Below are 12,584 nucleotides of genomic sequence, written 5' to 3'. Positions count from 1 at the left end.
TCCTTTATAAGGCTATGGTGTATACACAATTTATCGAATCACAACCAGTTTGTCGAATTACCCCACCCTAACCCTCCCCTTATAAAGGGGAGAGAACTAGATTTCTTTTTCCCCCAATAGGGGGATTAAGGGGGGTAGTTCTGGGATATAAGGGGAAGCTGGAATTGCTGTAGTTGCATTGTTACACCAAGTAACAGTAATTTTGAATTTGGAATTCGGAGCGAAGCGACGTGACTCACTACCAAAAGTTACTAAAAATTTCCACTACTGGTAAATCTTTTTACAACATAACTGCAAAAATTGCAGATGCAGTTGCAGAATCGAGAGTTGAAACTGGTCTTTGTACTTTATTTTTACGCCATACTTCAGCCAGCTTAGTCATTCAAGAAAATGCCGATCCTGATGTTCTTGTGGATCTAGCTAATTTTATGGCGAAACTCGTCCCAGAATCGGGCAAATACATTCACGATGCAGAAGGCCCCGATGATATGCCAGCACATATTCGTACCGCACTTACCCATACTTCTGAACATATCCCCATTAACCGTGGCCATCTGGTACTGGGAACTTGGCAGGGAATTTATATTTGGGAACACCGCCAGCGCAATCATTCCAGAGAATTGGTGATTCACATTTCTGGATAGCCGATTTTCAAGTTTTATTTAAGGTGTAATTAGATAGAGTTTAAATACTCTGGTTATACTGCCTAACTTTTGAGTATAATCTACTCAACTCGCGGTGATATGCATTGAATAAATTTTGCTGTGATAGCTTTATCATCAAAATTATTGATACAAAACTAACCAGATATAGCAGTCCTAAATCATTCGTGAACAATAAGATCCCCGACTTCCCAAGTAAGTCGGGGATCTTATTCTATCGATTTTCACAACTCCTTTAGGATTGCTATATAGACTAAATAATTCGTGTATATTTGTAAATTCAAAAGTTAAGTTTATTTGTGATTATTAAATAATCTACTTATGCCGATATATACTAATATTTAGTGTAAGCTGTGTGCGCTATTTCTATGAAGCAAAAACTGATACAAACTAATAATTTTCAATTTATTGATGAAGTCCTTGCCCAGCAGTCTGTTAACTTATTGTCACTTAGTCCGGAAAAGACATTAATTACCAGCTTTGCAGAATTAGGAAATTTGATTACTGAACAAAACACTGATATTCAAATTATCATAACCATTCAACAAACTCTCGAAAGTATCGTCCGTACTCAATTGCAAAACTTCCCAGAAAACATCTTCTGGGACTTTGATTTTCTTGTAAGTAGTATGCTTAAACAGGCTTTAACCGCAAATGAGGGCGCTATTCCATTCTTAAAAGTTTTTGGTGAAAAGATGGTTTCTTTGACGGAGATGTTTGGAAATAAAACAGAAATGCGCTTCCGTTATGTTCATGATTTTATATATGGATTTGAGTGGGCAAGATGGGTACAAAAAGAGCCACAAAAACGCGCACATATAGAGCCTTTTAGTCTGTTATTTTTGGATTATTTACTCGTCAAAGGTAAGGAACTTTTACAACGGATTAATCATGGTCAGGTCGTATCTTATAAACTGTGTGATACAGGCTACCGCAACCCCTTCACTTTTTCTCGTGAACCAGAAGATGAATACCGTCTGTTAACTTGTCTTGCTGAAGAACAACTTATTCCAGTAGCAGTATGGAACTGGAATGCTAGCCCTGTATGGAACAAACCTTTCCAAGAAATGCGCCAGCAATTAGCATTAAAATTAAATATTCAACCACAGAGACACTGATGAGCAATTAAAAATTGCTGAAGAAAATAATTATGAAAATTGCTGATTTAATTACTTGGTTTGAAGCATGGGCAAATCCCGCTTGGTGCGAAAGTTGGGATAATTGTGGCTGGCAAATTGAACCAGGAGTTTTACAAGCAAAAGCACGGGTTTTAGTGTGTTTGACACCAACTTTGGCGGTAATGCAGGAAGCGATCGCAGAAAATGCTAATCTGATATTCGCCCATCATCCCTTGATTTTTAATCCTCTCAAATCTTTACGCACTGGTGAAGCGATCGCAGAAATGGTACGGTTAGCTTTTACCCACAATATTGGTATTTACACTGCTCACACGAATTTTGACCAAGTGCAAGATGGCACTGCTGACGTTTTAACTCAGATTTTAGAACTCAAAGAAGTTACTCCCATAGAACCGACACAAGGAGGATTAGGATATGGTCGTGTTGGTTTGCTAGAGCCATTTCTGATATTACAGGAATTACTCATCACAATTCAAACCCGACTTTCTCCCCCTAATTTAATTTTTTCCCCAACTGCTGATTTACAGAAAACAATTTCACGAGTTGCTGTTTTGGGTGGTTCAGGGGCTAGTTACATTTCAGCCGTCGCCAAAACTGGTGCCCAAGCTTATCTGACTTCTGACTGTAAATTCCATCAGTTTCAAGAAAGCCGCGATTGCAATCTTATTTTAATCGATGCTGGACATTACGCTACCGAACGTCCAGCTTGCGATCGCTTAGTGCAAAAATTCCAGTCCTTAAACCTAGACTGGGTGCAATTAAGTCAAAAAGATGAAGATTTTCGCCAGTTTTTTGCTTGATTTTTTCTGCTTCACTATATTCTTTGGATGCTTGCTAAAAAATTTTTGAATCATGTAGGCTAACCGTATTAACACTTATAAATACAATGAATATTAATACTTGTAAATTAATAAATAAATGCATATAAAGTTCTATTTTTAACCATTGTTGTGATTAAAATCACTTAATACGTGTAATTATAATCACATATTGTTAATGTTCCATATCAATTAGTAGCAGAGGAAAATGTTCCAAACTTGACATAACAAATTGTTTACTCTGCCCTAATCAAGATGATTCGCACACTCATTGAATCTGCTTTTGAAACTGGATATCTTAGTGTTGAATCTGAGGGTTTACTCCAGCAAGTACTGTCCACCAAATGCTATCAGTCAGAGGATTTGCCTTTTCTCGCATCTCTATACAACGCAGTTCGCGCAGGTCAAATTAAACGAGAAGCGTCCTCGTCGAACGTGCTTATGGAATTTCCTCTATCGGTTGAAGGGGGCAGGAGGCAGGATGAGCAAACTCCAAGAGGATTCGACCCCGAATGATTTGGAGTCACTGAACGGAAATTCAGTGATAGTCTTAAACCACAAGCTCCATCTGGTCGCTTTACTGAAAGTTTTCCTCCTGTCTCCTAGCCTGTCTACGACACCCTACGGGAACAGCAAGAACTGCCTTTCTTGATAAGGGACTTCCAAATAAAAAAATAATCAATCGCTTTGGGGAGACTTGGGAGAGATATTGCTACCTTGTCCCCTGCTCCTTCCTAATTGGATGCAAAAATTGAGTAATTTAATTTTTGGATGTCCCTAAATCTTGCTGACACTCCCACAAAAGAAGCAGAAGAGAATCTTCTCAGGGTATTTACCCTCTGCCCCTTATCTCTTTTGTCTATCTGCCTTTTCCCCAACTCCGTTGCCTTTTTCTTAGTTATAATCAGGCAAAAATCTTAAAAACTCAAAACTCTTTGGGTGTTCTTGTAGAAAACCGTCAAGGTCAGCAAGAGAATGAGTTAAGATCAGATACAAGTGGGTAAAAGTAAAACCAAGTCCCCGGACTTCCCAGTAATGCCAATGATTAAAAGTAGGCAAATTAAACAACCGCAATCAACGATTGTTTTGGAGTATTCTTTATTACACAATGGTAAGAATGACTCACCAACAAATATGAACCTGGTTAGGACAGGTACCGAATTGTTTGACTTCTTCGATGAAGCAGACATTCCCTAGAATGAGCCGGAGGGAGACTTAGTTCATTGTGAGAGCAACCACTGATTCATGATCCAACATTTCCCGATATTTTGACAACTAGAACCAAGTCTTGGGATTGGGTGATGAAGCGTACTTGTTCCGAAGAGTGAAATTAACCTCTTAAAGGTGTAATGTAATGGGGTAGAACCCAGATTTTGACAGGTTTAACTACGTTGTTTAAAAAGGCAGAAACAATACATGCTACACCGCAAGATTTATCAACTGTGTTGCGATGGGCGCGAGGTATGTGTTTTCTTGCGGGACCAGCAACGCTGGATTGAACGCGCCCGCATCATAGACATAGAGGGAGATTTAGTTACCCTACGCTATGAAACAGAAGAAGAGGATGAAGTTTGTTCTTGGGAAGAAATGGTTCGCCTTGAGAGCATTGGTGCTGTAACTCAAAAATTGGCTTCAGTACCGCGCGGGAATGTGGAACCTCTGATGACTGAAGATTGTCCCGAAGCAGAGCGCATCCACAACCGTTACACTGACTCGAATCCAGAATAAATAATCAGTGCTGAGTGCTGAGTGCTGAGTTAAAAAATCCTAACTCAGTATTGAGCATTCAGGACTCAGGATTAGATAAACTTTCAAAGGCAGGACAGTAACCTTCGAGAGTTACTTTGAAGTTATACAACGGGGAAGCTGGATTCCAACACCGCTGCCCCCTTTGATGTCGACAAGTACCACAACAGTCTACATCTGTCCATGTATAGCGATCGCTATTTTGGTTGAGCAGTTCTCGTTGAGACAATCCCCTTAATACCAGTTCTTCTCCTTGCCAACGAGCTTCGATTAAACCAGTGTCGGCAAATTGCCGCCAACGCGGATCAGCAGTAATCACATTGGGTAGGGTGATTGTGATTACTGTTCCCAACTCTGTCAGTTCGCCTTCGTAGTTAGTCTCTGGTGCTGCCGGTTGTAAAAATGTATCGCCGATTGGTAGTTCTACTAAGGTGTCAGCCGCCGGGGAATGTACATGGTAACGGTTTTGCAGTTCCTCTAAACTAGTCAAGTCTGCCAAGTAGGCAGGAGAACCGTGGACAAAAATGACGTGCTGGGGTCGCAAGTTATGAATTAGCTGCGTAGTACCAGGACCATCACTATGTTGAGCTAAGAGATAGGTTTCAACACTAGTAGGTGCTAAATATTCTTTATTAACTTTTATATCAATTTTTTCTGGTAGGAGAATCAGCCAGGGACCAGTGTCTAGTTGGCAATATTCACCTAAATCAGATGTCGAGTCGGTGAGGACAATACAAGGTGACTTGCCCACATTGGAACGATGTTCTGGTTGCAAACGACGCACGCGGGGACGTACCCGTTCATCCCAAAATAAGGGTTGATGGCGGGCGAAGTTCTGTACTGAAGGGGGGAGGTGGGGTAGTAGCTCTAGATAGGCATCACACCCAGTAGCGACCGCACCATCTACCCAAATATCTAAATCTCGTCCAGTGAAATGGTGATGCGATCGCAAGAGCATTAATAATTCTTGACCTAATCCTAAAGCTGGAGTGGGAAGGATTACAGAACAACGGTCGGCGATCGCGCGATTAATTCGCTCGGCTAGTTGATTTTCTTGGTTGCGGCGGTGAGGATGACGGGATGTGCCATAACTACCTTCAATGATTAGCACATCCAAGTCTAAGCCCCGCAGTTCCTCTAAACGCAAACCTTCTACCAATCGGGAGTTCGATAAGAAAAAATCTCCTGTATACAGTAGCTTGTATGTACGCTGCTGGGTAGTGTAGGTAAGGAGAATTGCTACTGCCCCTGGTAAATGCCCTGCGGGAAATAATTCTACTACCAAACCATCTTGGAGTTCCACAGGCGATCGCAACGGCAGCGCATGACAAAATTTGGAAATTTTCTCAGCATCTTCCTCTGGCCAATTCAGCGGCAGCAACTTGCTAGTCACCTCACTACCATAAATAGGTAACTTGGGAAAAGCTTTATTCAGTGCCAGTAAGCCTCTGGAATGATCTGGGTGGGCGTGACTAATCAAAACTAAATCTGCTGGTAGGGGCGAACTAGCTCCACCTACCGACTTATTAAGCCCCTTAGCCAGCGATGAAACATCCTCCAAACCGCAGTCCAATAGAATGCGGTGTGGGCCCATCTTCACCAATAAACATACGCCCTCATTGTCATGCTGGACACTATAGGGCAAACATTCTAATTCACTACCCGCTTCCGCAGCATCTAAGCGAGAGGATGCCGACAGATTATCCCTCATGCTCTCCTCCCCTCAAACCTCATCATCATGGACATATCCCAAAAGCCAAAAGTTACCGAAGAAGAATTCAGAAGCCAGAATCCATTCTGGATTCTGTGCGACTGGATGGAGAATCGAGGTTTAAAACCCCCGATTTTAATCGTGAAGAAGAAAAAATTCTTTCCTTGCTGAAACCCCTGACTTGATAGCTTGGGGTATTCTGAATTCTGAATTCTGTCTTCTGACTCCTTCTCATACAAATTTTGGTTTTGTGACTTAGGGGTAAGTTTTATCGTGCGCCCCTACACCCTGAGAATACAGATTTTTGATTGGGGAGGACGCCTCCACCAAACCCGCACTGGTTCGGAAAGGTGGGCTAACGAGAAGCTATCAAACTAGAAACCAAAAGAGTTTGCCTCTTGTTTCTTTTCCCTTTGCAAGTTCGGAGCTATCTTAGCCAACATCACCGAAACAGTGCTGAGTGCTGAGTAACGAGTGCTGAGTAAAAAAAGTAAAATTGCACTCAGCACAAAAGGTCTGTACCCCTACGGGGAAGTAAGCTACGCGTAGCGTCTCCAAGAATTGCCCCTGCCTTTAGATATGGAAAAACAAAAAAAGATTTATTTCGAGATGCGTAGCACAAGAAATAATGCGTCCTTACTTAAATCCCTTAGATTTATCTATGGGGTTACTCAGCACTCAGCACTCCTGAACTTCTGGGAAGTCGATCGAGCGTCTACAGACTTATCTCAATGTGCGGAGCCATTGCCGTGATAGTTATCTGAATCATAGAATCCATTTTTCGTGCCAAAAAATAAGCACGAAAGCGTAAATATAACTGTTAATCCAGCTAGAATCAGCTTTACATCCATTTGTTTGCTGCCCTTTACTCAAAGACTTTCCTATATTAATTTAGTGCTTCCGCAATCAAACGGAATCACTAGAAAATCTTTACTATGCCTATATGGATTGGGCAATAGGTAAATTTACCACAATCAGTCAGATTGTAGAACCTTTCGGTTCACCTGTCCATCAATCTAGAAATGATACTCGCTTCGCTCGAATTAAAATGTCACTGCTTTCGGCGTACATAGCTAACTCCATCGAGCCAGATGATACTCTTGGGATCTTTCGGATCGGTGATCAAGATGCGACGCTCGCTTGAGCCATCGTCGTAGGTGATGTACAGCGTCAATCCTTCAACGCGATAGCGACCGCGCTGATTTGGTGCTGTGCTGCTAGTAGCGATCGCGGTGCCACCAGATTCGGCGCTTCCACCAGCACCGTTGCCGCGCACGACTCGACCATCAGCCGAGAAGCGATAATCTTCCCAAGCAGCGACCGACTGGTTGCCTCCGATCGCAACCGTCCCGGTGCCAGAAAGTGAGCGGAAGAATCCATCAAGCTTGAAGTTGTTTGGCAATTTCGGATACGTCGTTTGGAAAGGTAACGCCTCCCAACCGTCCTTTTGTGCAAGTTGCAATTTGCCACCCTGACGACGCCAACGCGTCCATTCATCGGGGTTTGCGCGTTTGTGGGCTTCGAGTCCGCCGCTGAAGGAAAGCCCTTCGACGTTGGTAAGCACATCCCCGTTACGAAAGAGTACAACGGGATAGATATCAAGGGCAATAAAGCCACCGATGCCCATCTTCGGACGCGAATTGAAGCCGAAGCTATCGATTTGAGCCACAGTTTTGGCGTCCGATTGGGAAGAAACAATTGCAGGTGTGTTGGAAGGCGTTCGTTCGACTTTCTTGGGTGTTTTAGGGGGGTTGCTCACCGACGCAAGGAGTTGTGGCGATATCGTTGCGAACTGCGCGTCGGGCAACTTTGACACCGACAACGCCACAGTACATGCATCAATATTGACGTACTGACGTTCAATTTTTTGAGTAATCTCAGCCACAGCTTGGTCGAGTTGCTGCTTTTGGGTAGGGTGGCGATTGAGGTCGCTCAGGCGATCGCGGATCTGGGCGACACCATTCGCGGTTTGCCAAGACTCGATCTTGGCGGCATCAGTAGCAGCAAAACCACTACCCTGCTTACATTTCGTAGCAAAGTAGTCGAATGTCATCACCGTTAGTGCAGCCCGCATGAATGCCTTACTGGTGATGTTGGTGTCTTGCGCGTAAGCACTCTGCGCTGCAAGCAGTGATACCAACAGAGTCATAGTAATAACATTTACTCGCATACACGCTCCCATATCGTGAATGATGTATTATCTCGCGATCGCTTGCTCTCTCTCTGTAAAAATCTTCATCTAGAATCTGAACAATCAAAAAGCACAAAACTTGGCATTATCAATATATAGTTATATAGATATAGTTATATAGCTAAACATTATTTATTATTGATTTTTTCTGGCAACTCCAGTAATGAGGCTCGAATACTTGCTAATGTTGCGCTAAGGTAATTCGTAATTTGGCATTGCTTATTTTTCCCCCACTCTCCATTTTGATTTTAATTTGCTCTAGACTCGACCTTAACGCACCTTTATCAGATTATGAAGAATGATTAAGAAAAACGAGTATAGACAAACATGATAAAAATGTTAGCCGAAAACTTGATTGGAATTGAGGCAAGATTACAAATTAATTGGGTTTGGCTAAATGCCAGCTTACAGTTCGCTGGTTGGGCACTTTTTTCACTTTTACTCGCTGAAGTTTTGAGAGACACATATCATGCTTTGTGTCACCAAGTCAATTGGCTTGCTAAATGGCATAACAAGCACCATAGCGCCTACCGCCGCGATTTATCAATAGTTTCTCTGAAAATTTATCAAGAATCCCAGCTATATCACGACATTTTAGAGTCGAGTCTCCTGTTGTTGATACTGCTGATAATTGCTTTAATTATCCACCAACCGGGGTTGGGATTAGGAGTTGTTTATGCTTGCACCTTCTTGTATGGTGCGTCTGTGCGGTATTTTCAAGGAAAAATTGACACAGACTATAACCATTTACCCGGCCCTTTAGAGACAATACCATCTGTTTGGTGGGTGAATCGGTCTTACCATTGGCGGCATCATTTTGATGATGTCAACGCTTACTACAGTGGTGTCTTTCCCTTAGTGGATAAAATTCTGGGTACAGGATTGTCTCTCAAGGGGAAAACTATCGCTTTAACCGGAGCATCAGGAGCGTTGGGACAAGCATTAGCAGCTGAATTTGTCAAGAATAATGCTAAAGTCGTGGCATTAACCACTAATCCAGAAAAATTAGGAGAGCAAGTTGGCGTGAAAGTAGTTCCCTGGCAGTTGGGAAATGAAGCCAATTTGAGAAATACTTTAGAGAAAGTAGATATTTTAATTATCAACCACGGAATCAATGTCTACACCAGCCGCACACCAGAGGCTATTAACTCCTCTTATGAGGTGAATACCTTTTCGGCATTGCGGTTGATAGATATATTTTTGACAACTGTCACAGGCCCACAAACAAAAGCAACGAAGGAAATTTGGGTAAACACTTCTGAAGCTGAGGTTTCTCCAGCCTTGAGTCCGCTTTATGAACTCAGCAAGCGATCGCTAGGTGATATTATTACCCTCAAGCGTTTGGATGGGGATTGTGTAATTCGCAAGTTAATTCTTGGCCCATTTAAGAGTCAACTGAATCCTTATGGAGTGATGTCTGCACAGCAAGTTGCTGGTGCGATCTTATTTTGGGCACGGCGCGACTTCCGAAATATTATTGTGGCAATAAATCCTCTCACCTATCTGCTGTTTCCCTTAAAGGAAACTAGTACGTCGCTATACTATCGACTTTTTAGCCGAACAGCGAAAAGTGAACCGGACTTAGGCAAACAATAGCCGGAAAGAATAATTTTCTGTAGGGGCAATTAATGAACATTGGTGTCAAGTTAAGCTAAAACCATTTTCAAATCTCGTTTCCAGTCTGAGGCTGGAAATGCTGCTCCTGGCGGCAGAGCCGCAAGCAAGAGAGGCGGAGCCTCAAGGACAGGTATTCCCAGTCTGAGACTGGGAACGAGACATACCCCCACTAAATCTTCAAAGTGGTGCAACAATTCAGTGGTGGGTCTGAATCCCCCACTGATAGCGACACGGAAAGCGAGTCAGATCCTACGGACGCTCGTACCTCGCTAACGCTGCACTATCGAGCGTCTTGATTCTGACTCCTGAATTCTGATTTCTGAATTCTTCTTCAATGCGATAATTCGCAAGGGGGACACGCTCCTCACTGGTTAGTCAAAGGGGGATAGATGACACTCAAGCGATTGATTTTATTTTTTGTACTGACGCCGATAGCAGTTCTGTTGGCAGTTTCGGCTTTATTCGGTAGTTGGCAAGAACCTCAATTTCAAAGTCGCCTGGAATTATACCAAACCAATATTGCTTTACAAGCCCAAGCTTGGCAATCAGAAGATAGCAACGATGACAATCTCCAAGCGATTCGGGAAGCAATACTTGGTGAACAACCCCTGGAGAATGCTACAAAGCAGTATCAGGAGGCGCGTCAGTCAGTTCAAGCTAATTTAGATAAAGTTAACAATCAACTTGCAGAATTACGCTCTCAAGCTGAAATAACTCCCACGCCTCCGAAACCTCTACCGGAGGTTCCTCCCCCGACTAAAGCCTCTAGACAGGGAAAGCAACCGTTACAGCAATCCCTCAAGCAATTACAAAAATTACTCGCTGAATTAGACTTACGCCTGGGAATTTTACAAGCACAGCAAGGACAAACGGATACAGCCTCCAAGACTTGGAGCGAATTACAACAACGCTCAGATATCAATCCAGAATTTGGACAAACTGCTGCTGTATTAAGTGGACTGTGGAGCAATCCTCCTCGTCTCCTCCCAAATGCTCAAGAACCGATTCAAAAGAATTTAGAAGGTTGGTTTCGCTCTACTGCTTTGGTTAAGTTATATCAACTCCAGCAACGACAAGATGCTTTATCAGCAGTAAAAGCTGCACAACAAGAATCATCGGCTCAAGCTGTGTTGAAATTGGCGGTTATTGGCACTATTCCCACTTTGGCAGCTTTAATTGGTTTAATACTGCTGATTTTATTATTTGCTCAACGCTTGTTGAAAGGAAAAACCTCGTTATTAGCTCAAAATTCTGATATCCCTTGGTCAACGCCTTGGGATGGTGAAACAGTTTTGCAGGTTTTTATCATCGGCTTTTTCTTCATGGGGCAAATTTTTGTACCCTTGGTAATCTCGGTGCTACCTATCCCGCGTCCGATTGTGGATGTGCGACTTCAGGCGTTTTCTGTCTTGGTTAGTTACCTATTAGTGGCATTAGGTGCGCTGTTAGTGCTGTATTTTTCTCTCAAGCGCTTTTTTCCATTACCAGAATTCTGGTTTCGCTTCCGTTTTCAAGATAATTGGTTTTGGTGGGGACTGGGAGGCTATTGCACGGCTTTACCTATAGTTGTGGTGGTATCTTTGATTAATCAACAGCTATGGCAAGGACAGGGTGGTAGTAATCCCCTGTTGCAACTAGCCCTAGAAAGCCAAGATGGTGTAGCACTTGGCATATTTTTCTTCACAGCCGCGATCGCAGCGCCATTTTTTGAAGAAATTCTGTTTCGTGGTTTTTTGTTACCCTCTCTAACTCGTTACTTACCCGTGTGGGGATCGATTCTGATCAGTAGTTTGTTGTTTGCGATCGCTCACCTCAGCTTATCAGAAATTCTTCCCCTCACCGCATTAGGCATTGTCTTGGGAGTAGTTTACACGCGATCGCGTAACCTCCTCGCTCCGATGCTCCTCCATAGTCTCTGGAATAGTGGTACACTATTAAGCTTATTTGTATTAGGTAGTAATTAGTACTAAGATAGTACTGTTGCTCAAAAACAAAATATTTGCTTTTATCTCCATAAGTAGAGACAATTAACTAGTTACAATTGGTTCAAGCATAAATACTGGCTGAAAACCAAATTGAGATCGTGGCAGAAGCAAATCAAAGAATGCTATTAACATAGGCAACAAACTATCTAGTACAAGAAGGCAAAAGTAAAAAGGCAAAAGTAAAAAGAAAGAATGCTTATTTTGTAAGCTTTCTGGCTATTTTAAATGGGTGGTTTCTTTACGCCGTGTTGTACTAGTTAAGCATTTATTCTCATTCGGATGATTTTAGCCATTTTCGAGATGTTAATTGTCTTCCTGAACCATTTTTAGCTGTCATAAATTGGATTGCAATTCCGTTTTGCGCTCATCGAAGTGGAAATTGGCAACTAAAAGGGGGTTAGAAAGAAGTGGAAGATGCTTCTTGCGCTTCTAGATTCCTACTAGCCACAGAGTTGGTTTTTTCATTGGTGCGATCGCATTTTACACCCGCTAGCGATTGCCAAAAAAATCCGGAAATAATACTGATGGACTTGTAAAAAGTTGTGATGTAGTAGCTTTTGCTGATGATTGAGGTTCATTGTTCTCAAGATAAATGTCTTACCTAAAAATCTGCAAAACTGCTGCACCAGAGTTGCGATCATGAAGAGTGCTGAGTTCCGTTAGCGGTAGCGGGGCGTTTAGCCCGTGCTGAGTTAAAAGACCATGCCACTTGCGG

General features: G+C 42.6%; 9 protein-coding genes. 7 read left to right on the top strand and 2 right to left on the bottom strand.

Going from position 1 to position 12,584, the window contains the following annotated elements; all coding sequences use genetic code 11:
- Nucleotides 1–230 precede the first annotated feature (230 nt).
- The 5 genes from V7L07_RS32125 (at nt 231) to V7L07_RS32105 (ending at nt 4,347) form a co-directional block, all read left to right on the top strand.
- Complete coding sequence (locus V7L07_RS32125; protein WP_335063546.1) at nt 231–644, top strand: secondary thiamine-phosphate synthase enzyme YjbQ; 414 nt, start codon at nt 231–233, stop codon at nt 642–644.
- 386 nt (nt 645–1,030) lie between these two features.
- Nucleotides 1,031–1,780, top strand: coding sequence for a hypothetical protein (locus V7L07_RS32120; RefSeq protein WP_335063544.1), 750 nt, complete (start codon nt 1,031–1,033; stop codon nt 1,778–1,780).
- Nucleotides 1,781–1,812: 32 nt separating this feature from the next.
- Nucleotides 1,813–2,601, top strand: a complete 789-nt coding sequence (locus V7L07_RS32115) for a Nif3-like dinuclear metal center hexameric protein (RefSeq protein WP_335063543.1) — start codon at nt 1,813–1,815, stop codon at nt 2,599–2,601.
- 273 nt (nt 2,602–2,874) lie between these two features.
- The gene (locus V7L07_RS32110; protein WP_335063542.1) at nt 2,875–3,135 is read left to right on the top strand and encodes a hypothetical protein; all 261 of its coding nucleotides are present in this window, start codon (nt 2,875–2,877) and stop codon (nt 3,133–3,135) included.
- 900 nt (nt 3,136–4,035) lie between these two features.
- Nucleotides 4,036–4,347, top strand: a complete 312-nt coding sequence (locus V7L07_RS32105; protein ID WP_012408115.1) for a DUF6679 family protein — start codon at nt 4,036–4,038, stop codon at nt 4,345–4,347.
- Nucleotides 4,348–4,405: 58 nt separating this feature from the next.
- Here V7L07_RS32105 and V7L07_RS32100 read toward each other — a convergent pair whose 3' ends face one another.
- The gene (locus tag V7L07_RS32100; RefSeq protein ID WP_335063541.1) at nt 4,406–6,076 is read right to left on the bottom strand and encodes an MBL fold metallo-hydrolase; all 1,671 of its coding nucleotides are present in this window, start codon (nt 6,074–6,076) and stop codon (nt 4,406–4,408) included.
- 1,051 nt (nt 6,077–7,127) lie between these two features.
- Entirely contained in the window at nt 7,128–8,225 is a 1,098-nt protein-coding gene (locus tag V7L07_RS32095; protein ID WP_335063540.1) for a hypothetical protein, read from the bottom strand.
- 369 nt (nt 8,226–8,594) lie between these two features.
- Here V7L07_RS32095 and V7L07_RS32090 point away from each other — a divergent pair, with 369 nt between their 5' ends.
- Together V7L07_RS32090 and V7L07_RS32085 are read left to right on the top strand one after the other, a co-directional pair.
- Entirely contained in the window at nt 8,595–9,863 is a 1,269-nt protein-coding gene (locus V7L07_RS32090) for a bifunctional sterol desaturase/short chain dehydrogenase (protein ID WP_335063539.1), read from the top strand.
- Nucleotides 9,864–10,273: 410 nt separating this feature from the next.
- Nucleotides 10,274–11,848, top strand: a complete 1,575-nt coding sequence (locus V7L07_RS32085) for a CPBP family intramembrane glutamic endopeptidase (protein WP_335063537.1) — start codon at nt 10,274–10,276, stop codon at nt 11,846–11,848.
- Nucleotides 11,849–12,584 lie beyond the last annotated feature (736 nt).

The sequence above is a fragment of the Nostoc sp. genome, from assembly GCF_036916985.1.
Taxonomy (GTDB): Bacteria; Cyanobacteriota; Cyanobacteriia; order Cyanobacteriales; family Nostocaceae; genus Nostoc.
The sequence above is the reverse complement of the archived record's forward strand: the minus strand, read 5'-3'. Positions and strand labels throughout refer to the sequence as shown.

What these genes read in the sequence shown, in the direction of transcription:
- V7L07_RS32120 (WP_335063544.1), top strand. Translation starts at nt 1,031, where the DNA reads ATGAAGCAAAAACTGATACAAACTAATAATTTTCAATTTATTGATGAA.
- V7L07_RS32115 (WP_335063543.1), top strand. Translation starts at nt 1,813, where the DNA reads ATGAAAATTGCTGATTTAATTACTTGGTTTGAAGCATGGGCAAATCCC.
- V7L07_RS32110 (WP_335063542.1), top strand. Translation starts at nt 2,875, where the DNA reads ATGATTCGCACACTCATTGAATCTGCTTTTGAAACTGGATATCTTAGT.
- V7L07_RS32105 (WP_012408115.1), top strand. Translation starts at nt 4,036, where the DNA reads ATGCTACACCGCAAGATTTATCAACTGTGTTGCGATGGGCGCGAGGTA.
- V7L07_RS32100 (WP_335063541.1), bottom strand. Translation starts at nt 6,076, where the DNA reads ATGAGGGATAATCTGTCGGCATCCTCTCGCTTAGATGCTGCGGAAGCG.
- V7L07_RS32095 (WP_335063540.1), bottom strand. Translation starts at nt 8,225, where the DNA reads ATGACTCTGTTGGTATCACTGCTTGCAGCGCAGAGTGCTTACGCGCAA.
- V7L07_RS32090 (WP_335063539.1), top strand. Translation starts at nt 8,595, where the DNA reads ATGATAAAAATGTTAGCCGAAAACTTGATTGGAATTGAGGCAAGATTA.
- V7L07_RS32085 (WP_335063537.1), top strand. Translation starts at nt 10,274, where the DNA reads ATGACACTCAAGCGATTGATTTTATTTTTTGTACTGACGCCGATAGCA.